The 25,337-nt window shown below is 60.7% G+C and carries 29 protein-coding genes; 11 read left to right on the plus strand and 18 right to left on the minus strand.

Going from position 1 to position 25,337, the window contains the following annotated elements; genetic code table 11:
- Positions 1-6: 6 nt before the first annotated feature.
- The 7 genes from ABNT42_RS19040 to ABNT42_RS19070 all read right to left on the minus strand — a co-directional run bounded on the left by ABNT42_RS19040 (position 7) and on the right by ABNT42_RS19070 (position 5,589).
- Positions 7-2,055 (minus strand): M13 family metallopeptidase, encoded by a 2,049-nt coding sequence (locus tag ABNT42_RS19040; RefSeq protein WP_348699616.1) that lies wholly within the window; start codon positions 2,053-2,055, stop codon positions 7-9.
- A 119-nt stretch (positions 2,056-2,174) separates the two neighbouring features.
- A complete protein-coding gene (locus tag ABNT42_RS19045; RefSeq protein ID WP_348699618.1) occupies positions 2,175-2,756 on the minus strand; it encodes a hypothetical protein in 582 nt (193 codons plus the stop codon).
- A 287-nt stretch (positions 2,757-3,043) separates the two neighbouring features.
- Positions 3,044-3,394: a hypothetical protein gene (locus ABNT42_RS19050; protein ID WP_348699620.1), complete on the minus strand. Its 351-nt coding sequence runs from the start codon at positions 3,392-3,394 to the stop codon at positions 3,044-3,046.
- Between the two features lies 1 nt (position 3,395).
- Entirely contained in the window at positions 3,396-3,938 is a 543-nt protein-coding gene (locus ABNT42_RS19055; protein ID WP_348699622.1) for a PAAR domain-containing protein, read from the minus strand.
- Positions 3,939-4,009: 71 nt separating this feature from the next.
- Entirely contained in the window at positions 4,010-4,573 is a 564-nt protein-coding gene (locus tag ABNT42_RS19060; protein ID WP_348699624.1) for a hypothetical protein, read from the minus strand.
- Positions 4,570-5,094, minus strand: coding sequence for a sigma-70 family RNA polymerase sigma factor (locus ABNT42_RS19065; protein WP_348699625.1), 525 nt, complete (start codon positions 5,092-5,094; stop codon positions 4,570-4,572). The genes ABNT42_RS19060 and ABNT42_RS19065 overlap by 4 nt, the downstream gene beginning before the upstream one ends.
- Before the next feature lie 30 nt (positions 5,095-5,124).
- Positions 5,125-5,589 carry a GNAT family N-acetyltransferase gene (locus ABNT42_RS19070; protein WP_348699627.1) on the minus strand — a complete coding sequence of 155 codons (465 nt, stop codon included), beginning with the start codon at positions 5,587-5,589 and terminating at the stop codon, positions 5,125-5,127.
- A gap of 118 nt (positions 5,590-5,707) precedes the next feature.
- Between ABNT42_RS19070 and ABNT42_RS19075 the strand changes: the two genes are divergently transcribed.
- The 7 genes from ABNT42_RS19075 (at position 5,708) to ABNT42_RS19105 (ending at position 10,529) form a co-directional block, all read left to right on the plus strand.
- A complete protein-coding gene (locus ABNT42_RS19075) occupies positions 5,708-6,160 on the plus strand; it encodes a hypothetical protein (RefSeq protein WP_348699629.1) in 453 nt (150 codons plus the stop codon).
- Positions 6,161-6,225: 65 nt separating this feature from the next.
- Positions 6,226-6,855 (plus strand): glutathione S-transferase, encoded by a 630-nt coding sequence (locus ABNT42_RS19080; RefSeq protein WP_348699631.1) that lies wholly within the window; start codon positions 6,226-6,228, stop codon positions 6,853-6,855.
- Between the two features lie 247 nt (positions 6,856-7,102).
- On the plus strand, positions 7,103-7,807 hold the full coding sequence (locus ABNT42_RS19085) for a type 1 glutamine amidotransferase domain-containing protein (protein ID WP_348699633.1): 705 nt from the start codon (positions 7,103-7,105) through the stop codon (positions 7,805-7,807).
- Between the two features lies 1 nt (position 7,808).
- Positions 7,809-8,126, plus strand: a complete 318-nt coding sequence (locus tag ABNT42_RS19090; RefSeq protein WP_348699634.1) for a hypothetical protein — start codon at positions 7,809-7,811, stop codon at positions 8,124-8,126.
- Entirely contained in the window at positions 8,123-9,196 is a 1,074-nt protein-coding gene (locus ABNT42_RS19095; RefSeq protein ID WP_348699636.1) for an FAD-dependent oxidoreductase, read from the plus strand. Before ABNT42_RS19090 ends, ABNT42_RS19095 begins: the two co-directional genes overlap by 4 nt.
- A 66-nt stretch (positions 9,197-9,262) precedes the next feature.
- On the plus strand, positions 9,263-9,931 hold the full coding sequence (locus tag ABNT42_RS19100) for a cupin domain-containing protein (protein WP_348699638.1): 669 nt from the start codon (positions 9,263-9,265) through the stop codon (positions 9,929-9,931).
- Positions 9,932-9,941: 10 nt separating this feature from the next.
- Positions 9,942-10,529 (plus strand): TetR/AcrR family transcriptional regulator, encoded by a 588-nt coding sequence (locus ABNT42_RS19105; RefSeq protein ID WP_348699639.1) that lies wholly within the window; start codon positions 9,942-9,944, stop codon positions 10,527-10,529.
- A 26-nt stretch (positions 10,530-10,555) separates the two neighbouring features.
- Here ABNT42_RS19105 and ABNT42_RS19110 read toward each other — a convergent pair whose 3' ends face one another.
- Positions 10,556-11,101, minus strand: a complete 546-nt coding sequence (locus tag ABNT42_RS19110) for a hypothetical protein (protein ID WP_348699641.1) — start codon at positions 11,099-11,101, stop codon at positions 10,556-10,558.
- Positions 11,102-11,221: 120 nt separating this feature from the next.
- On the minus strand, positions 11,222-11,995 hold the full coding sequence (locus tag ABNT42_RS19115) for an alpha/beta hydrolase (RefSeq protein WP_348699642.1): 774 nt from the start codon (positions 11,993-11,995) through the stop codon (positions 11,222-11,224).
- A gap of 129 nt (positions 11,996-12,124) precedes the next feature.
- Between ABNT42_RS19115 and ABNT42_RS19120 the strand changes: the two genes are divergently transcribed.
- Positions 12,125-13,024 carry an alpha/beta fold hydrolase gene (locus ABNT42_RS19120; protein WP_348699643.1) on the plus strand — a complete coding sequence of 300 codons (900 nt, stop codon included), beginning with the start codon at positions 12,125-12,127 and terminating at the stop codon, positions 13,022-13,024.
- Here ABNT42_RS19120 and ABNT42_RS19125 read toward each other — a convergent pair.
- The 4 genes from ABNT42_RS19125 to ABNT42_RS19140 form a co-directional block, all read right to left on the minus strand.
- Positions 12,987-14,384 carry a DUF3422 domain-containing protein gene (locus tag ABNT42_RS19125; RefSeq protein ID WP_348699644.1) on the minus strand — a complete coding sequence of 466 codons (1,398 nt, stop codon included), beginning with the start codon at positions 14,382-14,384 and terminating at the stop codon, positions 12,987-12,989. The genes ABNT42_RS19120 and ABNT42_RS19125 overlap by 38 nt on opposite strands.
- A gap of 115 nt (positions 14,385-14,499) precedes the next feature.
- Positions 14,500-15,591, minus strand: coding sequence for a 2-hydroxyacid dehydrogenase (locus ABNT42_RS19130; RefSeq protein ID WP_348699645.1), 1,092 nt, complete (start codon positions 15,589-15,591; stop codon positions 14,500-14,502).
- A complete protein-coding gene (locus ABNT42_RS19135) occupies positions 15,588-16,139 on the minus strand; it encodes a DinB family protein (protein WP_348699647.1) in 552 nt (183 codons plus the stop codon). The genes ABNT42_RS19130 and ABNT42_RS19135 overlap by 4 nt, the downstream gene beginning before the upstream one ends.
- 136 nt (positions 16,140-16,275) lie before the next feature.
- Entirely contained in the window at positions 16,276-16,977 is a 702-nt protein-coding gene (locus ABNT42_RS19140) for an HAD family hydrolase (RefSeq protein ID WP_348699648.1), read from the minus strand.
- A 115-nt stretch (positions 16,978-17,092) separates the two neighbouring features.
- Between ABNT42_RS19140 and ABNT42_RS19145 the strand changes: the two genes are divergently transcribed.
- Together ABNT42_RS19145 and ABNT42_RS19150 are read left to right on the plus strand one after the other, a co-directional pair.
- Positions 17,093-18,058, plus strand: a complete 966-nt coding sequence (locus ABNT42_RS19145) for a LysR family transcriptional regulator (RefSeq protein WP_348699650.1) — start codon at positions 17,093-17,095, stop codon at positions 18,056-18,058.
- 137 nt (positions 18,059-18,195) lie between these two features.
- Positions 18,196-18,801 carry a LysE family translocator gene (locus tag ABNT42_RS19150; protein ID WP_348699652.1) on the plus strand — a complete coding sequence of 202 codons (606 nt, stop codon included), beginning with the start codon at positions 18,196-18,198 and terminating at the stop codon, positions 18,799-18,801.
- Here the strand turns inward: ABNT42_RS19150 and ABNT42_RS19155 are convergent.
- Both ABNT42_RS19155 and gluQRS read right to left on the minus strand, forming a co-directional pair.
- The gene (locus ABNT42_RS19155; RefSeq protein WP_348699654.1) at positions 18,798-20,294 is read right to left on the minus strand and encodes a CHAD domain-containing protein; all 1,497 of its coding nucleotides are present in this window, start codon (positions 20,292-20,294) and stop codon (positions 18,798-18,800) included. The two genes, ABNT42_RS19150 and ABNT42_RS19155, sit on opposite strands and share 4 nt — an antisense overlap.
- A gap of 19 nt (positions 20,295-20,313) precedes the next feature.
- Positions 20,314-21,219 (minus strand): tRNA glutamyl-Q(34) synthetase GluQRS, encoded by a 906-nt coding sequence (gene gluQRS, locus ABNT42_RS19160; RefSeq protein WP_348699656.1) that lies wholly within the window; start codon positions 21,217-21,219, stop codon positions 20,314-20,316.
- An 86-nt stretch (positions 21,220-21,305) separates the two neighbouring features.
- On the opposite strand from gluQRS, the gene ABNT42_RS19165 reads away from it, so the two are divergent.
- Positions 21,306-22,946 (plus strand): M28 family peptidase, encoded by a 1,641-nt coding sequence (locus ABNT42_RS19165; protein WP_348699657.1) that lies wholly within the window; start codon positions 21,306-21,308, stop codon positions 22,944-22,946.
- Between the two features lie 83 nt (positions 22,947-23,029).
- On the opposite strand, the gene ABNT42_RS19170 is transcribed toward ABNT42_RS19165, so the two are convergent.
- Genes ABNT42_RS19170 through ABNT42_RS19180 form a run of 3 tightly spaced genes read right to left on the minus strand, consistent with a single transcriptional unit; the run spans position 23,030 to position 25,320 of the window.
- Positions 23,030-23,710: a hypothetical protein gene (locus tag ABNT42_RS19170; protein ID WP_348699659.1), complete on the minus strand. Its 681-nt coding sequence runs from the start codon at positions 23,708-23,710 to the stop codon at positions 23,030-23,032.
- 54 nt (positions 23,711-23,764) lie between these two features.
- Complete coding sequence (locus ABNT42_RS19175; protein WP_348699661.1) at positions 23,765-24,766, minus strand: AraC family transcriptional regulator ligand-binding domain-containing protein; 1,002 nt, start codon at positions 24,764-24,766, stop codon at positions 23,765-23,767.
- Positions 24,763-25,320: a DUF2059 domain-containing protein gene (locus ABNT42_RS19180; RefSeq protein ID WP_348699663.1), complete on the minus strand. Its 558-nt coding sequence runs from the start codon at positions 25,318-25,320 to the stop codon at positions 24,763-24,765. Before ABNT42_RS19180 ends, ABNT42_RS19175 begins: the two co-directional genes overlap by 4 nt.
- Between the last annotated feature and the right edge of the window lie 17 nt (positions 25,321-25,337).

Here is a 25,337-nt window from a genome sequence, read left to right on the forward strand (position 1 = left end):
TCTAAGTTACCACATGATGACGCGCTGCTCGGGTGGCAGATACATCGGGTCGCCCGGCTTGATGCCGAAGGCTTCGTAGAAGCCCGGCTGGTTCATCACCGTACCTTTGGCGCGGAACTCGCCCGGCGAGTGCGGGTCGCTCTTGATCTGGGCGATGGCCGCTTCCGGACGCAGCTTGGCGCGCCATTTGGTGGCGAAGCCGATGTACAGGCGCTGCTCGCCCGTCAGGCCGTCCAGCACCGGCGATGGCTTGCCGCCCAGCGAGCGCTGGTAGGCTTTGTAGGTAATCGACAGGCCGGAGTTGTCGCCGATGTTTTCACCCAGCGTCAGTTCGCCGTTGATGTAGTAGCCGGGCACCGGGCTATACGCGCTGTACTGTTTGACCAGACCCGCTGCGCGCTCCTTGAAGGCGCGGCGGTCTTCCGGCGTCCACCAGTTGCGCAGTCGGCCTTTGGCATCGTACTGGCTGCCCGAATCGTCGAAGGCGTGGCTGATCTCGTGGCCGAAGGTGATGCCCAGCAGGCCGTAGTTGACCGCATCTTCCGCTTTCACGTTGAAGAATGGCGGCTGCAGAATCGCAGCTGGGATGGTGATCGAGTTCAGCGCTGGGCTGTAGCTGGCGTTGACGGTCTGCGGTGTCATCGACCATTCGTCACGATCGACTTCTTTGCCCAGCTTGTCGAAGTTCTGCTGACGCGACCAGCTACGCACGGCGCGCACGTTGGCGATCAGGTCGTGCGACTGGGTTTTCAGGGCGCTGTAGTCGCGCCATTTTTCCGGATAGGCGATCTTCGGCTTCAGCGCGGCCAGCTTGGCCTGTGCTTCTTTCTTGGTCTCGGGGCCCATCCAGTCCAGCTGCTCGATGCCGTCGCGGAACGAGGCGACGAAGTTGTCGAACATGGCCATCACGCGTGGCTTGGTTTCCGGCGGCAGGAACATCTTCACATACAGCTTGCCTACGGCATCACCCATGGCGCCATCGGTGTAGCGCAGCGCCAGTTGCCACAGTGGTTCGCTTTGCGGCACGCCACGCAGCACCGTGCCTTCGAAAGCGAAGCGCTCCTTGACGGTGTCGGTGTTCAGGTAGGACGCATAGCTCTCGACGATGCGCCAGCTAAAGTAGCTTTTCCATGCGTCCAGCGGTACTGCGTTGATCGTGTCGGACAGACCCGTCAGGTAGCTAGGCTGGCGCACCACGGCAGAACTGGCTTTGCTGGCCAGACCCATGGCGCTGAAGTAGGCCTGCCAGTCGAATGCCGGTGCCAGTGCGCCGAACTGGTCGAACTGCACGCGGTTGTAGGATTTGACGGGATCGCGCATCTGCACGCGGGTCCACTGTGCGCCAGCCAGACGGGTTTCGATATCGAGCACTTGGGCCGCGTGTTCGGCGGCGGCCTTGTCGCCACTCATGGCCAGCAGGGTCTCCACGTGCTTCAGATATTTTTCGCGCACGCTGCTCAGTTTGGCGTCGTCGGCTTTCAGGTAGTAGTCGCGGTCCGGCAGGCCCAGACCGGACTGGCTGACGTTGATGGTGTAGTGCTCCGGATCCTGCGCATCTGGCGCTACGCCGGTACCGATCGGCGTCTGGATGCCCTGACGCTGCAGGTAGGCGAACAGCGCTGGCAGTTCCTTTTTGTCCTTCAGGCTGGCCACGCGCGCCAGATCGGCCTGCAGCGGTTTGAAGCCAGCCGCATCGCGCGCCTTGGTGTTCATATAGCTGCTGTACAGGTCAGCGATCTTGTGGGTTTCGCTGCCCGCTTTGCCGGGGTTCTTCAGCGTCGCTTCCATCATGGTGCGCAGCTGGCCCTGGGCGATCTCGCGCAGTTCGATATAGGTGCCCCAGGTCGATTTGTCGGCCGGGATCTCGGTGTTGCGGGTCCACACGCCGTTGACGTAGCCGTAGAAGTCATCCTGCGGACGGATGTTCTGGTCCAGCGATTTCGGGTCGATGCCGGAGACGAGGGCGGTGCTGCCGTTGGTTTGCTGGGCATGCAGCACGGGAGCGGAGAAGGCGAGTAGGGCGCAGCAGGCGGCGCTGATAAGCGTGCGTTTCACAGGGTTCCTTTATGTAGACACTGGGACCGGCGCTGGGTAATGCTGGTCCGCGTGGGCGGATTATACCGAGGGAAACGGCGGAATTCTGGCTGGGTTTGTATCGCAATATTGCGGTACATCTACTGTTTCTCGTCGCCTGAGCGAACTAGGTGTCCTTTTACATCTGACTGAGGACGGGAGATTTTTCGTATATCGCCCTCGATATAGTACAGGTCGGCCCTTTTTGAGCCCAGATGGAGCAAAAATCCGCCACGAAGATTCTGCATGGAACCACTATGACCAAGCCCATCAAAATTGAATCCCACGCATAGATAATTGGTATTACCTTCTCTGATCCGGTCCCACGTCGCGCGTGCTGGACTGAACTGACGGGGAATTTCTAATGATGATGGGATGGCGCTAGCCTCTGCGAAGCGGTAAATTTTTTGGGAATACAGTAGTGCTGCCTCATGAGCATTTTCGGCGTAGCCGATTTCCGTTGTATCTTCCAAAAAATAATATGGAGAATCGTAATCGTCAATATAGGCGCTTTGTTCAAAGATATTATTGGTCGAGAGATGGGTCAGATAGATCTTTGAGGTGGTCGTCTGACTCAGTAAGCAACTTTCGCGAACGGACTTTGATGGGCCGCGTGCATACGCAATTGCGTGAGTGCACAAAAGAGCAAAGGCGAGTAAATAGCTAACGTGGGCTAGTCTCAACGGTATTCCTTTGCTTTCATTACCTCCAGATATTGAGGCGAGAGTTTCCAGAATATTGTTCCACCCCAAGCGGCTGTGGATTCGTAGACATGATCAAAGCGGCCAATTTCTTCATGGTTTAGGACGCGCTGGCCCGTAGTATGGTCTACTCGCACGATGTTTTTATGCTTGATAACCAGCAGAGTCGACTCGGCGATTTTATAGATATTGTGCTCAGGCTTGGAAAATCTAATGCCAACGCGTACTTTTGCATGAGTCCTATATTTTTCTTTGATGTCAGCGCCGTCTCAGAAAAATGCCTGATTTGAGAAGTCAGAACCACCGTTCATTGCGTTCAGCGCAGCTTCGATCGCGAATTGCATGCCTGTGTTGTGCGCAATTTCAAAATCATTGGCGCACATAAATTTTCGGTAGCGGGGATTGCCATCGCTAGCAACGAACGAGAAGCTCTTGTCTTTGGACGAAAAAGTACTTATATCGGGAAAACCTCGCGCTATTCGTTGCCTCTCCAGCACGCTCGCTAAGGCGTACATTTCATCCAGATTATTCTTCGCAGAAGATTCGCCATAAGTCATCGCTGCGAGTTTCCGCACCTGAAGATCAAGCTTTGATTGAGCCTTCGTATCCGGAGTAGCCATGCTAATTTTCTTCATACGGGGAATGCCAGGCAATCATTTCGAGTTCTCTGTTTCCCTCGATTTTCGCGGTGTCGCCATTGGTGAATGGATGCGCTTTAGTGTGAAGCACGCCGTCTGCGAGCAAGTCATAACGGAAATTATTTACGATATCGCCATTTGCACTGACCAATGAGAAGTATTGCTCAACAATACTTTCATTTCTAGATGGCTCATTGGATCTGTTTTCGTGAGAAGCAAGTGAGGGTGATTCGCTTGCCTCTGAAAGTTGCTGGTATCGGATGTTTTGAACCGGAATGAGTTTTGGTAGTACGGGACATTGGCATAAACAAAAGTCGTTTTCTAACGCTACTTGTTTGCCATTCCAGTGTTCCTGATTACGGGGAGCTACGCAGAATATCTTTCCTTCCGTTTTACATGCAGGGCAAAAGACACGGTCCCCCTCAAGTGCAATTTTTTTGCCAGCGATATTGCCGCTTGCACTAGCAGTGATGACCATTCCGCCAGCGCTGGTTGATGCAAGTAAGGTTATTGTGTATCGCCGCACAGTGGATTTCCGCCAAAGCAGTGAACTTCAAAAAAGTTTAGCGGTGGATCCACAAGCGACATTGAGTTATCTCAATGAGAATGATCTATAGGTAGCTGATCGATCTGGCGCTGCAGGCGGCTGGCTGTGTATAGATTGATCAACACCACGATCAGCAGCACGGCCGCTATCGCCAGATTCGCGCCCAGCCCCCGTGCAAACGGTGCGCTGGCATCAAGCTGAGTTTCCACGCCCCAGCGGAACACCACCATGCCGGGCACCAGCGGGCCGACATACCATGCCCAGACGGAGCGCAAGGCGTCGCGCTGGCGTTCCAGTTGCTGACGGTGGTAGAGCAGCCCGGGCAGTGCTGGCGAGGCCGGTGCGTCCGATGCGCGGCGGTGGATCTGCCATGCCACGTACAGGGTGCCGAGGATGACCAGGGCGCTTCCGAGGCGCAGCAGCGGTTGCGGGAACTCGTACAGATAGCTGCCGAATCCGGCGATGACTAGCACGCAAGCCAGATATTCGAATGTATTGCGTACACTCACGCGCCAGTGCAGCGAGCGCGACTTCTTCTGCAGTTCCTGCTGGCTGAAGTGGGCGGGGGCGACTTGCTGCGTCTGCCATAGCGATTTCACAGGATCGTTGCTCATGCTGATTTCCTTTCCATGCCCAGTTGCTGAGCCAGTACGTTTTTGAGACGGTGCACTTTGGTGGCGACATTGCGTGCCGATAGGCCGGTAATTTCGGCGATGCCGGCGGCGTCCATGTCTTCCAGGTACAGCAGCATTACCTGCCGGTCCAGTGCGGCCAGGCGATGGATGAGTGCCATGACTTTCTGCAAGTCGAGGCGGCGTTCCGTCAGGCTGATTTCAGCGCTTTCGCTGGGCAGGCTGTCGATCTCCTCCAGCGTCATGCTGTGGCGTTCGGCGTGGCGCAGGCTGCGCTGGACGTGGCTGACGCCCACGTTGTGCGCCACGCGGTACACCCACGTGCGCAGCGAACAATCGGCCTTGTACTGGGCCAGGCTTTGCCATAGCGCCAAATGGACTTCCTGCAGCAGTTCGCGCCGTCGCGCCGGATCGCGCTCGTAGCCAGCCGTGAAGCGGGCTATGTCTGGGCCGTAGTCCTGTACGGTCTGCTGGTAGAGAGGGTAGTGATTTGTGCTGTTCATAACTAGGTAGTCACGCAGCAGCAAACTTTCTTACACGGGAGTGGGAGAAATTGTTTTACGCATGAAAACGCTGTTCGGATCTTCGAGGTAGGCGCCGAACGGACCGCACAGCGCATAGCCGCAGCGCTGGTAGAGATTGATGGCATCGGTCTGCAGATAGCCCGTCTCCAGTGCAAAGGCTTGGCAGCCACGCTGCTGCGCCTGCGTTTCGAGGAAGGCCAGCAGGCGGCGCGCCAGGCCCTGACCGCGCTGCTCGGGGCGGGTGTACATGCGTTTCAATTCGCCATACTCGGCTTCCAGTACGATGGCACCGCAGGCCACGGCCACACCGTCGGCGCTACGCACCACGGCGAACAGCACATTGGGCTGCTCCAGCACGGAGATGTCCACGCCATGGTGGCTTTCGACCGGATATAGCGGGACCTGGTAGGCGTCGAGGTCTTCGATCAGCTGGCGTACGTCGGGCTGGTTGGGCGATTCGAGGGCAATATTCATGACGGAGAGTAGCAAATGCGTAAGAATTGGTGAGCGGACTAATTTGCCACTTTAGCATGAAGCGCAGAGTGGGTTATGCTGTGGGTTGTGCACGATGCCACTGATTCTGGAGAAAATTTTGCTGAAGATGAAAGCCCTGTTTCTGAGCCTGTTTCTGAGCCAGTTTCTGGCGGGTTGCGCAACGCAGGTGCCGCTGCAGAAGGATGCGTTGTCGCCCCAGCAGGCCATTATGATGGCTGCCGATGTGGCGCCCCAGCCGGTGTATGTGACGGTGGATCTGCAGGTGCGCGGCATCGGCATGCAGAACGGCTTCACTTACCTGAATTCGGAAAAGGACTATCGTGACCAGCGCAATGTCTCGCTGGAGATCCCGCCGGAAGTGCTGGCGCAGGTGGAAGCCAAATTCGGCGGCCAGCTGGCAGCTTTTGCGCGTGGCAAGCACATACTGGTGAAAGGACCGGCGCGCCGTGTCACCATCTGGTTCTTCGACGACGAGGGCCGGCGTAGCGACAAGTTCTATTATCAGACCCACGTGCGGGTGTCCGATCCCGCTCAGATCCAGCTGCTGTAATGTAGTTGCCTGCATCGATGCAGGAAGATGAAGTTAAAGAATTCCATCCATTTACCGGACAGCCGATGCTGAAGATACTGGGCAAGACTAGTTCGATCAACGTGCGCAAGGTGCTGTGGACTTGCGCAGAACTGGGGCTGGCGTATGAGCAGGAAGACTGGGGGGCGGGCTTTCGCGCTACCGATACGCCCGAGTTTCTGGCGCTGAATCCGAATGCCATGGTGCCGGTGATAATCGATGGTCCGACCACGCTGTGGGAGTCGAATACCATTTGCCGCTATCTGGCCAGCAAACATAACCGCAGCGATCTGCTGCCGCAGGAGCCGGCCGCGCACGCGCTGGTGGAGCAGTGGATGGACTGGCAGGCGGGCGAACTGAATAACTCGTGGCGCTATGCCTTCATGGCGCTGGTACGCCAGAGCGCCCAGCATACGGATGCGGCGGCAATTGCGGCTAGCATCGCCAGCTGGAATCGCCACATGGGGATACTGGAGCGGCAGCTGCAGCGTACCGGTAAGTATGTGACGGGCGCGCAGTTCACGCTGGCCGATGTGGTGCTAGGTCTGTCGGCCAATCGCTGGAACAGCACGCCGATGGAGCGACCAGATTATCCTGCCGTTGCGGCCTATCTGGATCGTCTGGCCGGGCGCTCCTGCCAAGGCTATGCACGCTATTGCGCCAACGGAATCGCCTGACGCCATCCCAGCCAACTTCGCTGCTTGCGGAAAAAATTTTCAGAAAGTCGTTGACAGTGCTGTTTTTAAAGCCTACTATCTCTACCAATTAGTCGGTAGATGAAAAGAGCGAGATACCCAGGACTTTCTGCAATAGCAGTTTGCGGTTTTGGTGTAACTTGGACTCAGGTTTTTTTATCCAATTTACCTACCAACTAGTTGGTAAATAAACTGAAAAAGCAATTCAACTCACTTAAAGGAAAACATCATGAAAGCAACTGGCAATCAACAAAAACGCGTTCTTCTGGTTATGAGCTCGGTCGACGAGATGGGCATCAGCGGCAAGCACACGGGTACCTGGTTCACCGAGCTGGCGGCACCTTACTACATCCTCACGGAAGCGGGTTACGAAGTGGTGCTGGCATCGCCGGACGGCGGCAATGCTCCGATCGATCTGCTGAGCCACAAAGCGCCATTCACGACTGAATACACCGAGCGTTTCCTGCGTGATCCGGTGGCACTGTATGCCGCACAGAACACTCGCAAGTTGCGCAATATCGATTACACCGGTTTCGACGCGCTGTTCGTGCCGGGCGGTTACGGCCTGCTGTGGGATCTGGCCTCCGATTCGCATCTGCTGAAGATCATCAAGGATCTGCATGCTGCCAACCGTCCGATCGCCATGGTCTGCCATGCACCAGCCATCCTGCGCGACATTAAGAACGACGCTGGTGAATATCTGGTGAAGGGGGTGCGCCTGACCGGCTTCAAGAACGCCGAAGATGCCGAGATCGAACTCGACAAGCACCTGCTGTTCTCGCTGGAAGACGAGCTGAAAGGCCGCGGTGCGGACTACCAGAGCAAAGCGAACTGGGAACCTAACGTGGTGATCGATGGCCCGCTGATGACTGGTCAGAGCCCGGCATCGGCCGCGCCACTGGCGCAGGCGCTGGCTGATCGTCTGCGCGGCTGATATGGCCACGCCGAAGGTGGTGTTGCCAGTCTTGCCGGTCGGCTATTTCGGCATGGCAGTGGGAACACTGGCTTTGGGGCAGACCTGGCGGGTAGCGGAGCGGCTGTGGCAAGTGCCTGTACAGGTAGCGCTGCTGTTCTCGCTGTCCGGTCTGCTGCTGTGGGGCGCACTGCTACTGGCCTATGGCCATAAGTGGTGGCGCCACGCGGCGCGCGCGCGGCAGGAACTGAGCCATCCATTGCATTCCGGTCTGGCAGCGCTGGGGGCGATAGCCACCATGCTGGCGGCGCTGACTTTGCCAACTAGGGAACTTGTATGAGACATCCTATCGTGATCGTGGGGGCCGGATTGAGCGGCCTGTATGCAGCGCAACGTCTGCGCACAGCCGGACGGCAGGTGGTGCTGATCGAGGCGCGCCAGCGCGTGGGCGGGCGCATCCTGACCGGACAGCAGGACCAGCATGGGTTTGATCTGGGGCCGACCTGGTACTGGCCGATGTGGAATCCACGCATGACAGCGCTGCTGCACCTGCTCGGGATTGCCAGCTTTCCCCAGTACCAGCAGGGGCAGCATGTGCTCGAACTGCGCAACCGCCAGCTTAGCCAGCCAGCCCATGGCGCCGACGAAGAGGGCATGTCGCGGCGCGTGCAAGGCGGCATGGGAGCGATAGTGCGGGCTTTGATCGAGCGTATGCCGGAGCTGGATCTGCGGCTGGGCACACGGCTGATCCAGCTGCAGCGCGACAGCCAGACTGGTTTGCTACTGACCCTGCAGGATGGCAGTGGCCAGAGCCAGCTGCGGGCGGCGCAGGTGGTGAATACCATACCGCCACGCTTGCTGGCGCAAAGTGTGAGCGCCGATCCAGCGTGGCCGCAGGAGACGCTGCAGGCATGGCAGCGCGTTCCGACGTGGATGGCGCCGCACGCCAAATTCGTGGCCTGCTACGAGCAGCCGTTCTGGCGCGAGGCCGGTTTTGCTGGCGCGGCGATGAGCGAAATCGGTCCGCTGGGGGAAATCCATGATGCTTCGGACAGCGCTTATGCTTTGTTCGGGTTTGTCGGCATGCAGGTAGCCCAGCGCGCAAAAATCGGTCAGGTGCAGATCACTGATCTGGCGCTGCAACAGCTGGCGCGCCTGTTCGGTAAGTCGGCGCTGACGCCCAGGGCGACGTTCTATCAGGACTGGGCGGCCGACAGCCTGACAGCTACAGCCGCCGATGCCGCGCCGCTGCGCGGGCATCCGCTGTATCGGCCAGCGGTCGTGCCAGCCGATTGGCAGGGGCATTTCTGGATGGCTGGTTCGGAATCGGCACGTGAGCATGGCGGCTTTCTGGAAGGCGCGCTGGAGGCTGCCGAAGCCGTGGTGGCGCAGATACTGGAGCGGCCCTGACATGGACCCCGCGCTGAGCAAGCGGGGGAAATTGAACTACCGATTAATTGGTACAATGAGGAAATTATGAAACTGAACGCAGATTATGCCCAGCGCGTCGTTGTTGCGACGGCCGAGCTGCCATGGGTGGCATCGCCCATGGCCGGCGTCGAGCGCAAACTGATAGAACGCGATGGCGGCGAAGTGGCGCGCGCCACCAGTATCGTGCGCTATGCGCCCGGCAGCAGCTTTTTCAGCCACACGCACGAACTGGGTGAGGAGTTTCTCGTTCTGGAAGGGGACTTCAACGATGAACATGGCAGCTATGGCGCTGGCACCTATGTGAAGAATCCCCCGCAGTCGCAGCATGCGCCCTACACCGTGAACGGCTGCACCATACTGGTCAAACTACGGTATATGCATCCGCAGGATAGCCAGCGCGTGGTGGTCGATACCCACAGCGCAGCATGGCAACCCGGCACGGCACAAGGCCTGAGTGTGCTGCCCCTGTCGGATTTCGAAGGCAGCCATACGGCGCTGGTGCGCTGGGCGCCCGGTACCCAATTCAAGCAGCATCGCCATTTCGGCGGTGAAGAAATCTTTGTGCTGGAAGGCGTGTTTCAGGACGAGTCGGGCGATTATCCGGCCGGCACCTGGATCCGCAATCCCCACCTGAGCGTCCACCATCCATTTAGCATGCAGGGTTGTCTGATACTGGTTAAAATCGGCCACCTGCTGCAATTTGCCACCACTTGAGTCTAACAACATGAAACACTTCTCTGAAATATCTGCGACGGCCGAACGGGTAGTGGATGCAGCGGAAACGCTGATCCAGGAGCGTGGCTATAACGGATTTTCATACGATGACGTGGCACGTATCGTCGGCATCAAGAAGCCCAGTATCCATCATCACTTCGCCACCAAAGGCGAACTGGCGGTGGTGGTGGTGCAGCGTTACGTGCACCGTTTCAAAGAGAAGCTGCTGCAGATCGAAGGTAGTCAGGCTGGTGCCAGCGAGCGCCTGCTGGCCTATGCCACCCTGTTCGAGCAGACTTTCAGTGTGGATCAGCATCTGTGTGTGTGCGGCATGCTGGGCGCGGAAGCAGGCGCGCTGCCGGAACTGGTCAATCACGAAGTGCAAGTATTCTTTGACGTGAATATGAACTGGCTGCGTCAGGTGGTGTCCGAAGGTCAGCGTGCCGGCCAGCTGGCAAAGACGGTGGAGCCGCAGAATGTGGCCGCCATCTATCTGTCGCTGCTGGAAGGCGCTATGGTGGTCGGGCGCGGCACCCGCCAGGGTGTGGGGCCGGCCAGTGTGGCCAGCCAGTTCCTCAAGACGCTGAAGCCGGCCTGAATCTCACCCAGACCGGAGCGCGCTGCCTAGCTGGCCTGTGGCGGTGCCAGTACGGTAATTTCTGCGAAGCCCAGATGGTGCATGAATTCGCGCAGTATCACTAGCCGGATAGCGAAGGCATTATCTTCCGGAATACCCTCCGAGCTGGCCGGTTTGCCATTGATGACGGCGGCCAGCCGGCTGAATACCCGTTCCATGGCATCGAGCGAGAGCCGCATTTTTCCGGACGGCGCTACGCCGGCCAGCTCGGCGATCTCGCGCAGTGCCGCGCTATCGCCGACCAACTGGGAGTCCGGCTGCATGGCGCGGTGGATGCGGATAATTTTATCTTCCAGCGGTTCGATCGCCATTTCGAATTCGGCCCGCTGCGGCGGCGTATGGCGCAGCAGTTCGCGCGCAGAGCGCTGGTCGCCGATGTGCATTTCCAGTACGGCCGCTGGCTCAGTGGCGCCGCCACTGACAACGGCGCTGCGTTCGGCATCGATGATCAACAGGGAAATGGCGCCGGCGTCCGGCAGTTGCTGGCGTGCGGTAGCATAGCGCTCAAGGTCGTTACGGGTGGTCTGTAGCATGATGTTGCTCCGGTGAGTGAAGTCGGATCATGAAATTAAATCTACCGACTAATTGGTAGGTATGATGGGCCCAAGCGGTGCGGCTGTCAATCTTTTTCCGCCTGACGGGCAGGCGGATGCTTAGCCGGTGGTGATTTCGGCGTCGCTGAGGAAGCTGATAATGGCGGGGTTGACCACGGCGCCGTGCGTGATCGGGCCCATGTGGCCGCCGCGCGTCTGTAGCGCGGTGGCATTCGGCAGCGCCTGCGCCAGCTGTTCGGCCAGCAGGCGGGTAGAGGCCGGGCTGCTAAGACCCGACATTACCAGCGCCGGCATGGTCAGCGCGGCCAGATCTGCCAGCGTGGCGGGCTCGCCCAGCAGGGCTTCGAAGTCGCGCTTCACTTTGGCGATCATGCCCGTCATTTTTTCCTGTGCGGCGGCCGGTGCGGCATCGAAGGAGCCGGCACGGTTCCAGTAATCGATGAAGATGCGGGTGGCATCCTGTGCTTGGGCGCAGGCGTTGATGCGTTCCACCACAGCAACGATCTCGGCACGGGCCGGATGCTGCGCTGGCAGCAGGTGGAAGGCCACTGGCTCGAACACGGTCAGCGACAGCACCCGCTCCGGCATGCGGCGCGCCATGTGCAGGGCCGAAGCGCCGCCATACGAATGGCCTATCAGGTGGAAGGCTTCGCCCGGCTCCAGATGGGCGGCTATCGCTGCATTGACGGCATCGATCTCGTGCGCCAGCGTATGGCGGTATTCTGGCCCTACGTCGGCGGGGAAGGGCGCGCTGCCATAGCCGAGCAGATCGACTGCGATGCAGCGGTAGCCGTCGCTTAATTGCGACACCAGATCGCCCCACTGGGCTTTGGAACTCATGGAACTATGCAGCAGAACGACAGCAGGTTTCATACTCGGAGCAGGGCGGAAAAAAAGACCGCATATTATACCGGCAGAAGGTGGCGAGCAGACGCCAGCTCTTGTGAAAACGGCCACATGCCTCATCTGTAGCAACAGTCTTCGCAGGAATTGAACTGTTATATGAAACATACGAAAAAAGTGGCCGGTCTGGCCGGTATTGCCAGCGTGCTGTGGGTGGGCCTGACGGCAGCCGTGGCCGCCAGCCAGAAACGCCTGCTGTTTAATCCTCTGGGCAGCAAGCGCGAAGTGCTAAGGCCCTACAGCAGCGGGCACCGCACCCGTCCCGTGGTGATCCGCGCCAAGGATGGCACGCGTCTGTCCGGCTGGCTGATGACGCCACCCATACACGGCCCCCATCCGGCCGTGATCTATTTCGGCGGCCGCTCGGAAGAAGTGTCGTGGGTGGCGCGCGACGCGGGCAAGCTATTCCCCGGCATGGCGGTGCTGGCCATGAACTACCGCGGCTATGGCGATTCACATGGCGATCCGGCCGAAACCCATTTCGTCGATGATGGCCGCATGCTGTATGACTGGCTGGCCGAGCGCCATCATGTTGACCCCAAACGCATCGCCGTAGTGGGGCGCAGCCTCGGCTCCGGCGTGGCGGTGCAGGTGGCGATGGAGCGCGACGCCCATGCCATCGTGCTAATTACGCCCTACGATTCCATCCTCGCGATCGCCAAGCGTAAGTTCAAGGCGATACCGGTGGAGTATGTGCTGCGCCACCGCTTCGAGTCGGTCAAGTATGCCCACCACCTGAAGGCGCCCACCTATGTGTTGCGCGCCGAGCAGGATGATGTAGTGCCGCACAGTCACACCGATCTGCTGGTGGAAAAACTGGGGCAGTTGCATGCGGACGAAATCGTGCCCGATTCCGACCACCTGAATATTCCGTATCTGGAAAGCACCCAGCAGCGCATTGCCGGTTTTCTGGCGCAGCGCTTTGATCTGCCGCTGGCAAATGCCGCTGCCAGTGCCGCGGCTAGTGTCCCTGTGGTGCCGCTGCAGCCGGAGGCTTAGGACCGTGCCCCGTCAGGCGGTTGTGCAGGCGGCGCAAGCCTAGCCACACGCCCGTGATCACCAGCGGCACGGCGATGCCCGTCAATACATCGGGATTGATGGGCAGGTTGGCCGCCTTCATGGCTTTGCCTGCATAGCCTATCAGTCCCAGCGTGTAGTAGGAGATGGCCACGGCCGACAGGCCTTCCACTGCCTGCTGCAAGCGCAGTTGCTGGGCCGCGCGGGTATCGAGCGATTGCAGGATTTTGCGGTTCTGGCGTTCCTGTTCGATGCCGACACGGGTGCGCAGCAGGTCGTTGCTGCGGGCGATACGCTGGGCCAGGGTTTCCTGCCGCCGCGCCACCGAGGTGCAGGTGTGCATGGCCGGTGCCAGCCGTCGTCCCATGAATTCGGCCAGCGTGGGCATGCCTTCGATACGTACTTCGCGCAACTCCTGTATGCGGGCCTGCACCAGACTGAAATACGCCTGCGATGCGGCGAAGCGGTAGCTGTTATTCACCGAGATTTTTTCCAGCCGCGCGGCCAGACTGGTGATGCGGTGGAGCAGACCCTGATCTTCCGGCGTGGCCTGCAGGCCCGCATCGGGCTGATCGCTCTGCACCAGCCGCGCCGTCAGTTCGGCCAGTTCGTTTTCGATGCCGTTCAGTTCCGGCTGGGTCGCTTCGGCCTGCGGCAGACCCAGTAGCGCCATCATGCGGTAGGTTTCGATTTCCAGCAGACGGCCCACCAGACGGCCAGCCTGATATTCGCGCAACTGCAGATCGCGCACCACGAAGCGGCTGAAGCCATCGGGCTGGATCAGGAAGTCGGTCCAGACTTCGGCACCGCTGCCTACATTGCTGCACACCAGCGATTTACCCTGAAATAGCGAGCGGATGGCGCTTGTGCTGGCAGTGTCATCGGCGCGGCCTTTGCACAGCAGCACATGCGCCGCCACGATGATTTTGCCGTGCAGGCTGGCCAGCCATTCCTGCGGCACCTGTTGCAGCGGCGTGTGCTGCACGGCCAGATCGCACGGCGTATCGGGCTGGCCCTGCTCGACGAAGGTGTAGGTGGCGAACTCGGTGTGGCATTCCCACTTCAGGCGGAACTGGCCGAAGTCGTGGAAGAAGTAGCGCGCCTGCGCGTGCGGAACAGCTACGCCGTAGTGCATGCACAACTGCTGCAGAATGGCGTGCTGGCTGCTGCGGTGCTGCTTTTGCGAAGGCTGTTCCTGTTTTACATACAGGGCGAAGTGGGTCAGGCTTTCCGGTGCCTGCAACTGCAGGAACGGGCGTGAATGGATTTCCGCCGATAGCGGTACCCGCATGGCGTGATTCAGACTGGCGAAATCGGCGTTACTACGGTAAGCGAGAGACATGGCCTTCCCCGGCAAAAACAGATGCTGTTAAAACGCGGATTGCTGCAGTGCAGTATAACGCACTGGCGGCAATCGCGCGACGGTCGATGTTAGCGGCATTGCCGCTGGCTTGCGATTACTTTTTCGGCGTGATCGATGCCGCTTCGGTAGTCGCTGGTGCTGCGTTAAGGCTGGCCGTAGGGGTAGGGGCTGGGGAGGTGGCCGCGATACCTGCGGGTAGCAGGTTAGGGCAGGGCCGGTGCTGGATGTAGCAGGCCAGATTGTCGAAAGTGACGCTGGCGATTTCGCGCATGGCTTCAATGGTGAAGAAGCCCTGATGACCGGTAACGAGTACGTTAGGGAAGGTCAGCAGGCGCTGGAATACGTCGTCGGCGATGATGTCGCTCGAATGATCGTGGAAGAACAGGCTGGCCTCCTGTTCGTAGACATCGATGGCCAGCGCGCCGAGCTGGCGCGATTTGAGGGCTTCGATCACGGCAGCCGTATCGATCAGGCCACCGCGTGAAGTGTTGACCAGCATGGCGCCCGGTTTCATGCGGGCCAGACTGGCGGCGTTAATCATGTGGCGCGTGCTGTCCATCAGCGGGCAGTGTAGCGATACCACGTCGGCGCTGGCTAGCAGCTCGTCCAGTGCGACGTGGCGTGCCACGGCTGCCAGCTGGGGCAGCGGCATGGGATCGCTGATCAGCACCTGACAGCCAAGGCCATGGAAGATGCGGGCGGCGGCCGCGCCGATCTGGCCGGCGCCGACGATGCCTACGGTTTTGCCGTTGAGCGTCATGCCGAGCAGGCCGTCGAGCGCGAAATTACCTTCGCGTACGCGGGCATAGGCGCGGTGGGTATGGCGGTTCAGCGTCATCACCATGGCCAGCGCATGTTCGGCCACGGCTTCCGGCGCATAGGCCGGCACGCGCGCCATGAACAGGCCCAGTGCATGGCCGGTCTGCAGATCGACATTGTTGAAGCCCGCGCAGCGCAGCAGCACGGCGCGCACGCCGCTGGCGTGCAATGCCGCCAGTACGGCTGCATCGAGCTGGTCGTTGACGAACACGCAGACAGCCTCGCAACCTTGTGCCAGCGGGATGGTGTCCAGCGTCAGAGCGTCGGAAAAGAATACGGTATCGACGCTGCCGCCGGCGAAATTCTGCCGCGCTTCGTCGAGGAAGCGGCGGTCGTAGGGCTGGGCGCTGTAGACGGCGAGCTTCATGCCTGCGTACTGCCTTCTGCCAGCATAGGGATCCATGCCGGCAGGTCGGTCACACCCACATCCACGCCCGCCTGATACAGCAGGGTGCTGATCTGGCCGCGGTGGTGCGTCTGGTGATTGAAGAAGTGCAGTACCAGACTGCCGAAATGCTTGCAATAGGCTTCACCCTTGATGTTCTTGTAGGGGAAGGCCAGTGCCAGATGCTCGGCCGTGACCTGCTGCGACCAGTCGAGAATGATGGCGTCGAGACGGCTGCGGTGGGCCTGCAGGGCGGCCAGATCGTCGCCGAAGCTTTGCGTCAGGCCGCTCACGGGCGGCTGCTCCAGCAGGTGCGCCAGCGTGCTATAGGCGGCCGGATGGCCGGCGAAGCGGCGCAGCCAGATGGTGTCGCCCACCAGCAGGTGGTTCATGGTGCCGAGGATGGAGTCGAAGAAGGCTTTGCGGTCGGCCGCCAGTTCGGCATGCGGCAATTGCGCCGCCGCTGCATACATCTGCTGGTTCATGCCGGCGTTGTATTGCGCCAGTAGCTGGATCGAGGCTGGTGTCATGTCAGGGCTCGCACGGTAATAGTGGCTTTGCATTATACGGTGTTGCTGCCTTGCTGGCGCAGCGTCGGGGCGAGCGCACCCGCGCGTCGCCAGAGCGGCGACGCCGGTGAGCGGAGCAGAGCGCTCCGCTTGAAGCTTATGCTGCCAGTTCCTGCAGCGTCTGCTGGTCTGGCGTGTAAGGGCTGGCCTGCAGTTCGTTCAGCGCGTCGAAGGTGATGAACTGCGGTGGACGTACTACGTCGTTGCCATACGGTGCCACGCTGACGGTCCACAGACCCAGTTCCTTGGCAGCTTGCAGGGCAGGTACGGCGGTATCAATGGCGATGGCATCCTGCGGCGCAATGCCGATGGCGGCCAGGGCGTGGGCATACGGACCCGTGCCGGCAGGGCCTTCGAACGAGGCGCCGCCGGAGACTACGGTGAACAGGCTGTTGACGTCGGCACCGAAGCAGCCACTGAGCAGCGCCGAAGTGGAGTGTGCTGGCAGGTCGGTGACGATGCAGATCTTGCCGCCTGCGCTGATGGCGTCGTCGATCAGCACCATGGCGGCTTGCAGAGCTTTCTGCGGCTGGGCCGTGATGGCGTGGTGGAAGTGACGGTGCTTGTCGGCGTACAGGGCGGCGACTTTGTCCTTGTCGCGGGCGAACACCTCGCCACTGATGGCGGCGCCGATGGCGCGAGCATAGCCGTGCGTGGCAGCGGCGGCGCGCAGGGCTGGCAGCGACCAGCGTACCGACAGGCCGGCGTTTTCGAAGGCCGCGTTGCAGGCGGCGAGGTGCAGCGCTTCGGTGTCGAACAGTACGCCGTCCAGACCGAGGAAGATCACATCTATGCTCATGGTGGGCTCGCAGGTAAGGTTGATATGGGTGAGTAGGCAGTGGATGGTTCGAATATAGAGGTAGAATGAAGCAAAGAAAAATTAGAGTTTTTCTATAATCAATAAGGAATAGCTTATGTATCCCGCGAGTTTTCGCCAGTTACAGGCGCTGGTACTAGTAGCGCGGCATGAAAGTGTGGCGCGCGCGGCGGACGCATTACACGTTACGCAGCCGGCGATTTCGTTGCAAATCCGCACACTGGAAGAGAATGCGGGCATGGCGCTGACGCGCAAGGTGGGGCGCAATATCCAGCTGACGGCAGCCGGCGAGGTGATGGTGGCGTTCTCGGAACGCATATTGCGGCTGTGGGAACAGGCGGGTGACGAACTGGCCGCACTGCAGGGCGTTACCAGTGGTACTTTGCGCATCGGCGCCGTGACCACGGCAGAACACCTGCTGCCGTCGATGCTGGTGCCGTTCACGCTGGAGCGTCCCGATGTGCGCTTGAAGTTGCAGGTGGGAAATCGTGCCGAAATCGTACAGATGCTGGCGCGCCACGAAATCGAACTGGCCATCATGGGTACGCCGCCGCGCGAGCTGCGCACCAACGCCGCCAAGTTCGCGCGTCACCCGATGGCTTTCGTGGCCAGCCCCGCGCACCCGCTAATGAAGAAGAAAAAGCTCACCCTGAACGATGTGCTGGGCGCTAACTTGCTGGTGCGCGAACGGGGTTCGGGTACCCGCACGGCGGTAGAGCGGCTGCTGCGCGAAGCGGGGCACCCGCTGGAATTCGGTTCGGAAGTATCGAGTAACGAAGCAATCAAACGCATGGTAGCGGCGGGGCTGGGCGTGGGTTTTCTATCGGTGCACGCTTGTGGGCTGGAGTTCGAGGCGGGCTTGCTGGCAGTGCTGCCTACGCCGGCCCAGCCGGTGGAGGCTGACTGGCACATCATGCACCTGACCGATCAGCCTATCCCCAAGGTAGCGGCGGCATTTCAGGACTTTGTGATCGAGCACGGGCAGGAGCTGGTACGGCGCGAACTGGAGAGTTTTTACAAGCTGCTGGGACGCCAGCGCAAGCGTGCCGCCGTATCGGGCTGATCTGCACGGGAGACGGAAGCGGTATTGTGTCGGCCAAACGGCCAGTACACATCTGCTAAGTGTTTGAGCAAGTGTACTGGTACAGATTCGCTAATCCTCCCTACAATAAAAGCTCCCAGTCACTACCGGATCACGCCATGTCCCTCGAATTATTCCTGCCTCTGTGCACGTTTGCTGCCATCAGTTCCATCACACCCGGCCCGAATAACACCATGATTCTGGCTTCGGGGTTGAACTACGGTTTCCGCCGTTCGCTGCCGCATCTGTTCGGCATTTGCAGTGGCTTCACCTTCATGATTTTTGCGACCGGCGTGGGCTTGCACACGGTGTTCCAGCAAGTGCCGCTGCTGCAGGTGCTGCTCAAGTATGCGGGCGCGGCCTATCTGCTCTGGCTGGCGTGGAAGCTGGCACACGCCGCGCCCATGAGCGCGAGCGAGGCTAGCACCAGCAAGCCGATGACTTTCTTTGCTGCGGCGGCCTTCCAGTGGGTCAATCCGAAAGCATGGGTGATGGCCATCGGTGCGCTCACCACTTATCTGCCGGCTGGTTTCAAGGTGCTTGATGTCGCCATGCTAGCAGGTGTGTTCGGCCTGATCGGGATTTTCTGCGTAGGCGCGTGGGCTTCGTTCGGCGTGGCTATGCGGCAGGTACTGCAGGATGCCCGTTCGGTGCGTATCTTCAACGTGGTGATGGCGCTGGCGCTGGTAGCCTCGCTGTACCCGATACTGCAGGGCGCCAGCTAAAAGCGCGGCAGTTCGCTCAGATCGGCCAGTACGGCCTGCAAGTCGGCGGGCTGCTGCGCCTGCAGTGCGCGCAGGTAGCCGCGCGCGAAAGCGATATGCGGCGCGCTTGCTTGCGCCTCGCCACCCAGTTGCTGCAGCAGGCGGTCCGCCACCACCAGATCGTTATGCTGGCCCAGCGCTTCCTGCGTAGCTTCCAGCGTCGCCAGATACTGGCGCAGGGCTTTGCCGCGATATAGCGTGCGGAAGAATTCCAGTGCGTAGCGCGCTTGCTTGGCCGCGATGCGAGTGCGGTGCATGCTTTCCGCGTCGGCATCGCTGTCTGCCATGTGGCTGGCACGCTTGAGCAAGGTCTTGCGCAGGCGCTGCATGGTGTGGCGGGAAAAATCCGCCGCACGGCTGTCCTGACTGGCAGTGCCGCCAGCAATCAGCCACTGTCCCATCTGCAGAAGCAAGCGCGTGTAGCGCGGCGATAGCAAAGCCTGCGCAGCCTGCTGGCGCTGCGCGAGAACTTGCTGCTGTACTAGCGCGGGCAGCTCATGCAGGCCGCCGGGGCCGCCCGGACTGGCCTGTATGCGCGCCAGTGTGGCGCTACCCAGCACTTCCCAGTCGCGTGCTGTGCCTAGTACCTGCGCCAGCCAGCGCCAGTCGTCCTTGATCTGGCGTGGGCAGGGCGCTACTTTGCCGAATAGTTTGAGCGCGCAGCGCAGGCGTCGCACCCCGACGCGCATCTGGTGCAGCGCTTCGGCATGATCGGTGTGGATCACGGCCTGCTCGTTGTCCTGTATCTGTTGCAGGCAGTTGAACAGAATGGCGTGACGTGCTTGGTCCAGCGTGGCATCGGCTGCGAGCGCCAAGGCACGTGCATGGTGAGCCTGCGTGCCGCTCTGGCGGCACAGGGCGTAGCCGCGCTGGGCTTTGTTGACATTACTGAGTTGTAGCGGCAGGCGTTCCAGCAACTGCAGCGCGAGTGCGAACAGATGTTCGGGCTTGCCTTGCTTAAGTTCCAGTTCGATTTCGTTGAGCGGCAATTGCTGGCCGTGGCGTTCGATGTGGCCGTTGTCGAGCACCAGTTCGATCTGGCTACCGGCATAGTCAAGCAGCCAGATTTCCCGCTCTACGATGACCGCGAACAGGGCTTCCAGCCTCTGTTTGAACTGCGCTGCCGCCAGCACGTCCAGCCAGTGTGCATCGGCGCCTATCAGTTTGCGCAGCTTGCCCAGTTGTGGCCATGGCCGGCTGACAGGGCCTTCCCATTCATTGCGCTGATGTAGGCCGCTTTGCACGCTGCCACCGGCCTTCATGGTCTGCACCCACACGCCATCCTCCTGACGCACGCGCAGACCGGCACCATGGCGCAGCAGATGCAGGTCGGGCGTATCGAAGTAGTGGGCGATCAATGGCTGGCTGCGCGAGGCCAACCCCGCCAGCAAGGGATGCTGGCGTAGCTGCTGGTTGTGTTCCGGCGCAAGCAGGAGTTTGAGTTCGACTTCCATGCAGTCAGTGTAGCCCAGCTTACAGTTGGATGAGCGCCGCCCACGCGGGCACGGCCAGCTGCCAGAATTCCTCGATGCTGGCGGCACGCAGATCGAGGCCTAGGAAGCGGGCTGCCGGTATCAGCGCATGCTGCAGCAACTGTTCGGCCGGTACGCCCTGATCGAAAGCGGTGGCGCCGGTCTGTTTGGATAGCTTGTCGCCTTGGGCATTGCAGACGACCGGGACATGCAGGTAGCGTGGTTGCGGCAGGCCCAGTACCTGCTGCAGATATAGCTGGCGCGGGGTGGAATCGAGCAGGTCGGCACCGCGCACGATGTCGGTAATGCCCTGTGCGCCATCATCCACCACCACGGCGAGCTGGTAGGCCCAGTAGCCGTCGGCACGACGGATGATGAAGTCACCCACCTCGTCGGTCAGATCCTGACTCAGATGGCCGGCCCAGCGGTCGTCGAAGGCGACGATGCAGTGTGGCTCGGTCGGCACTTTGAGGCGCAAGGCACGGGCGCTCTTGCCGGCTGCGAGGCCGTGGCGGCAGGTGCCCGGATAGATCAGATTCTGCGCCTGCTTGCCGCGCAGGCTAGTCTGCGAATCGGCGATCTCCCTGCGCGAGCAGCCGCAGGGATAGACCAGATCACCGAGCCGGCGCAAGGCGGCTTCATACAGCGCCGTGCGTTCGGTCTGGCGGGTGATCTCACCATCCCACTGCATGCCGCAGCGCTGCAGCGAAGCGATGATGTGCTGCTCGGCGCCCGCCACATTGCGGTCGCCGTCCACATCTTCGATGCGCAGCAGCCATTGGCCGTGGTGGGCGCGGGCGTCCAGATAGCTGGCCATGGCGGCCACAAGCGAGCCCAGATGCAGGGGGCCGGTGGGCGAGGGCGCGAAGCGGCCGATATAAGGGGAACAAGAGGAGCGGACTGTCATGCCGCCATTTTAGCGCGGCGATGGTCTACAATGTACGCGCGGGAAAATTCACAGTCCGCCCACTACACTTAAGAACTCAGGAAATCATGCAAAAAATGACCCCCTCCTATCTTGCTTCCGCCGTGGCTATGAGCCTGGCGCTGGCATTCCCTGTTCATGCTGGCAGCACCGACCATGGCGCCGTCGTCAAGGAAGCGCCATTGCGCGCCCATCTGGCATTTCTGGCCAGCGACGTGCTGGAAGGCCGCGGTACGGGCCAGCGCGGTGCGGATCTGACGGTTGCCTACCTCGAAGCGCAGTCGCAGGCATTGGGCCTGAAGCCGGGTAATGGCAACAGCTTCCGCCAGTCGGTGATGATCGCCGGCGTCAAGACTGACGCAGCGGCCAGCACGCTGGCACTGCAGGCCGGTGGTCAGGCGCTGCCGATCCGCTTCGGTGATGACTGGGTGTTTGCGCCGGGTGATGCCACCGCTAGCCATACCTTCGATAGTGAACTGGTATTCGCCGGTTACGGCATTACCGCACCGGACGAGCAGTGGAACGATTTCAAGGGCATGGACCTGAAGGGCAAAACGCTGGTTGTGATGGTCAATGACCCGCAGCCGACGGCCGAACAGCCTAACCGCTTCAACGGCAAAGGCCTGACCTACTATGGCCGCTGGACCTACAAATTCGAAGAAGCCCGTCGTCAGGGGGCAGCGGGTGTGCTGCTGATCCACACTACGCCGACCGCATCGTATGGCTGGAGCGTGATCCAGAACAGCTGGTCCGGCGTAGAACGCTTCCAGCTGGCCGCTGGCACGCTGGGCACCCAGCTGCAAGGCTGGATGACGGAAGCGACCGCCAAGGCGCTGTTCGCCGCTGCCGGTCAGGATCTGGATGCACTGCGTGCTGCGGCCGAACGCAAGGACTTCAAGCCTGTGCCGCTGGCCGCCAAGCTGACCGGCACCATGCAGGCTGCCGTGCGCAAGGTCGAACAGTTCAACGTTGCAGCGGTAGTACCGGGCACCGATCCGAAACTGAAAGACGAAGTGGTGATCTACAGCGCTCACTGGGACCATCTGGGCAAGCAGGGCGATGCCACCGGCGGCAAGGATGTGATCTTCAACGGCGCCGTGGATAACGCTTCCGGTTCGGCTGCACTGCTGGCGATGGCACAGGAAGCCATCCGTGTTCCAGCCAAGCGTAGCCAGATGTTCCTGTGGGTCGCCGCAGAAGAACAGGGCCTGCTCGGTAGCGCCGCCTATGCGGCCGCACCGCTGTGGCCACTGGCGAAGACTGCTGCCAACCTGAATCTGGATAGCCTGAACTTTGTCGGCGCCACGCGTGATATCGGTACCCAGGGTAGCGAGCGCACAGAACTGGGCAAGCTGGCCGAAACCACGGCCAAGGCCATGGGTATGCGCATCGCCGACGCCGAGCCGGATCTGGCCGGTGGCTACTTCCGTAGCGATCACTTCAACTTCGCCAAGAACGGTGTGCCGGCCTTCTCGATCGAGTCAGGCCGCGATTACATCAAGGATGTGGCAGCCGCCAAAGCCAAGGCCGCAGCTTACGGTCCGCGCTACCATCAGGTGACGGATGAATACGACGCCAGCTGGGATCTGTCGGGCATGGTGCAGACGGCACAGTACACGCTGAATCTGGGCCGTGTGATTGCCAACGGCGCCAAGCTGCCAGAGTGGAAAGCGGGCGACGCGTTTGCCCAGCCACGCAACAAGAAGTAAGCCGCACTAGCTGTAACACGAACTGAAACGTAAAAGGGCGGACAGTAGCGATACTGTCCGCCCTTGCTGTTTCTGGCCCCGGCTTAGTGGTGGAACGAGACGGTGATGGTGGTGCCCGTCAGGTCGATGCCGCGGATAGCAATGCTGCCGAAGCTAGGCCCTTCCGACCCTTTGACGCGGATGTTATCGAAATTGATTTCCCCGATAGAGGAGGGCATGGCCAGCGTGAGCGAACCATCTTTGTTGATGGTGGCGGTGGCCTTGCTGGGATCGTAGACCACGTTCTTCATGCTGGTATCGGCTTCCAGAAAACCCAGCACGGGATTGACGATCTTGGCCATATCGCCGATCACTTCCAGCCCGTTGTGCTTGGCGTCCTTGACGGCGTTGACCAGCTGGTCGCTCAGACCTTGCGCCGAAGTCTCGCCCAGTTCCTCTTCGCTCATGGCCTGCAGGCCGGCTCGTTCGTTGATCTGCAGACCGCGCTGGTCTTTGCTCAGCATGACGGGCGTGCCGATCGCCAGCGAAGGCAGGGCCTGTGCCGCATAGCCTTCCAGCGGTGCCAGTAGCGAGGTCGCGATAGCAGCGGCCATACGCAGGCGGCGCTGCTTGCGCAGGGCGTCTTCGATGTGCTGCTGGGTGATCAGGTTAAGCTCGGAGAAAATGTCACCGAGGCGCTGACCTGTCTTGCGCTGGGTTTCAATTGCCTGCGCCAGCTGTTCTTCCGTAATCAGCTTCTGCTTAACCAGCAGCTGACCCAGCATCGATTTATTCTGTGTATTCGACAACCATCCCATCGCTGTTCTCCTCTGTTGTTTTTATGCCGACTTGCGCGGCAAGTTGGCTTGTAGCGATTCCGGTTCGGGCCCCGATTGATGTGCCAGATGCACAATATCCGAAGGCGCCATACCGAACCAGCGCTTGCAGGCACGGTAGAACGCACTCGGTTCGGAGAAGCCGAGCTGGAAGCTTAGCATCTTTAAGGACAATTCCCCGCAGCTCAGTGACTGGCGTGCCAGTTCGCGCCGCGTGTCGTCCACCAGATTGGTAAAGCTGGTGCCTTCTTCGGCCAGCCGGCGTTGCAGGGTGCGCTCGCTCATCATCAGCTGGGCGGCCACATCGTCGCGATGGGGCGGGCCTTTGGGCAGCAGGCTGGCTAGCAGTGCCTGTACCTTGGCGCTGAAGGTCGGTGGTTCGGCCTTGGCCAGCGACGCCAGCACGGGCGCGCCGCTACCGGCCGCCAGTGGCGGATTGGCTGGCAGCGCCATCACCAGATCGGTATCGGAAAACTCCATCACGTTGTGCGGCATGCCGAATTTGACGGGGCAGCCGAAGGTCTCTTCGTAGATGTGGGCATTGGCCGGTGCGGGGAAGCTGTATTCCACCACAACAGGGGCGATGTCATCGCGCCCCGCCGCGCAGCGCAGCGAGCGCAGTAGCACGCACCAGACAAAATCGTAGCGTTGTTGCGGCACCACGCGCTGGGCACCGGGCAGCACCAGACCGACGCGGGTATTGCCGTGGCAGCGCTCGATGGAGCTCTGTACCGTGGGCGAGACCAGCATGATGTGGCCCATCACGCCCAGCCAGCCGAGCCTGTGCGGCGAGGAGATCTTCAGGCCGATCAGCGGATCACCCGACTGGGCCACCACCAGTTCCCACAGGTGGCTTAATTTGTCGGACAGCGTCAGTGCATCGCAGGCCAGACCTTCGCCTTCGTTCAGACCGGCTTGGGCAAACAGTGCATCAGCCGCTACGCCGGAACTGGTCAGGCGCGATTTGACGCCACGCACCAGATGCAGGGCGGAGGAGTAACTCATGGCGTTACCGCAGCGCGCAGGCGCAGGCCGATTTTTTCTTTCAGCCCCTGCAGCTTGGGATCGATCACGGCGCGGGTGTCGGCGGCCACGCCCTCACCCAGAGTCTTCTGCATTTCCGGCAGCATGGATTCAAATTTCTTCTTGACGGGCGATTCCAGAATGGCGATCAGCTGGCGCAGTTCGTCTTCGCTGAAGCGTTCTGCCATCAGCGGCGCAATCTTGGACTGGATCAGTTTGTCGGCACTGGCCTTGGTGATCGGCGTGGCATCGGCCATGAAGGCTTTGGCTTCGTTGACGATGTCCAGCATGGCCGCATCGCGTTTCTCCGGCGCGGCGCGGCCCTGCAGCATGGCACGGGCCTGCTGCACGGCGTCGGCCACCGGCACCTGCAGCATGGACTGGCCGATGGTGTCCGGATTCCACAGCTTCAGCACCTGTTCGACCAGTGCCTGCTTGGAGGGCGCGGCCGGTGCCGGCGTGGCGGCATGAGCGGCGGCGCAGGCAGCGCTCAGCGCCAGTGCCAGCAGGCTGCGGGTGAGGATGGGTGTGCTCATAGTTTGCTCCTTGTTCA

Source organism: Duganella fentianensis (assembly GCF_964031615.1).
Lineage (GTDB): Bacteria > Pseudomonadota > Gammaproteobacteria > Burkholderiales > Burkholderiaceae_D > Rugamonas > Rugamonas fentianensis_A.

Coding starts and splice junctions, on each gene's coding strand:
- ABNT42_RS19105 (WP_348699639.1), top strand. CDS start 9,942: ATGAAACACTTCTCTGAAATATCTGCGACGGCCGAACGGGTAGTGGAT.
- ABNT42_RS19070 (WP_348699627.1), bottom strand. CDS start 5,589: ATGAATATTGCCCTCGAATCGCCCAACCAGCCCGACGTACGCCAGCTG.
- ABNT42_RS19165 (WP_348699657.1), top strand. CDS start 21,306: ATGCAAAAAATGACCCCCTCCTATCTTGCTTCCGCCGTGGCTATGAGC.
- ABNT42_RS19065 (WP_348699625.1), bottom strand. CDS start 5,094: ATGAACAGCACAAATCACTACCCTCTCTACCAGCAGACCGTACAGGAC.
- ABNT42_RS19060 (WP_348699624.1), bottom strand. CDS start 4,573: ATGAGCAACGATCCTGTGAAATCGCTATGGCAGACGCAGCAAGTCGCC.
- ABNT42_RS19145 (WP_348699650.1), top strand. CDS start 17,093: ATGTATCCCGCGAGTTTTCGCCAGTTACAGGCGCTGGTACTAGTAGCG.
- ABNT42_RS19095 (WP_348699636.1), top strand. CDS start 8,123: ATGAGACATCCTATCGTGATCGTGGGGGCCGGATTGAGCGGCCTGTAT.
- ABNT42_RS19125 (WP_348699644.1), bottom strand. CDS start 14,384: ATGTCTCTCGCTTACCGTAGTAACGCCGATTTCGCCAGTCTGAATCAC.
- ABNT42_RS19150 (WP_348699652.1), top strand. CDS start 18,196: ATGTCCCTCGAATTATTCCTGCCTCTGTGCACGTTTGCTGCCATCAGT.
- ABNT42_RS19140 (WP_348699648.1), bottom strand. CDS start 16,977: ATGAGCATAGATGTGATCTTCCTCGGTCTGGACGGCGTACTGTTCGAC.
- ABNT42_RS19175 (WP_348699661.1), bottom strand. CDS start 24,766: ATGAGTTACTCCTCCGCCCTGCATCTGGTGCGTGGCGTCAAATCGCGC.
- ABNT42_RS19180 (WP_348699663.1), bottom strand. CDS start 25,320: ATGAGCACACCCATCCTCACCCGCAGCCTGCTGGCACTGGCGCTGAGC.
- ABNT42_RS19115 (WP_348699642.1), bottom strand. CDS start 11,995: ATGAAACCTGCTGTCGTTCTGCTGCATAGTTCCATGAGTTCCAAAGCC.
- ABNT42_RS19130 (WP_348699645.1), bottom strand. CDS start 15,591: ATGAAGCTCGCCGTCTACAGCGCCCAGCCCTACGACCGCCGCTTCCTC.
- ABNT42_RS19090 (WP_348699634.1), top strand. CDS start 7,809: ATGGCCACGCCGAAGGTGGTGTTGCCAGTCTTGCCGGTCGGCTATTTC.
- ABNT42_RS19050 (WP_348699620.1), bottom strand. CDS start 3,394: ATGGCTACTCCGGATACGAAGGCTCAATCAAAGCTTGATCTTCAGGTG.
- ABNT42_RS19080 (WP_348699631.1), top strand. CDS start 6,226: ATGCTGAAGATACTGGGCAAGACTAGTTCGATCAACGTGCGCAAGGTG.
- ABNT42_RS19110 (WP_348699641.1), bottom strand. CDS start 11,101: ATGCTACAGACCACCCGTAACGACCTTGAGCGCTATGCTACCGCACGC.
- gluQRS (WP_348699656.1), bottom strand. CDS start 21,219: ATGACAGTCCGCTCCTCTTGTTCCCCTTATATCGGCCGCTTCGCGCCC.
- ABNT42_RS19155 (WP_348699654.1), bottom strand. CDS start 20,294: ATGGAAGTCGAACTCAAACTCCTGCTTGCGCCGGAACACAACCAGCAG.
- ABNT42_RS19170 (WP_348699659.1), bottom strand. CDS start 23,710: ATGCTGGGTCAGCTGCTGGTTAAGCAGAAGCTGATTACGGAAGAACAG.
- ABNT42_RS19120 (WP_348699643.1), top strand. CDS start 12,125: ATGAAACATACGAAAAAAGTGGCCGGTCTGGCCGGTATTGCCAGCGTG.
- ABNT42_RS19100 (WP_348699638.1), top strand. CDS start 9,263: ATGAAACTGAACGCAGATTATGCCCAGCGCGTCGTTGTTGCGACGGCC.
- ABNT42_RS19135 (WP_348699647.1), bottom strand. CDS start 16,139: ATGACACCAGCCTCGATCCAGCTACTGGCGCAATACAACGCCGGCATG.
- ABNT42_RS19085 (WP_348699633.1), top strand. CDS start 7,103: ATGAAAGCAACTGGCAATCAACAAAAACGCGTTCTTCTGGTTATGAGC.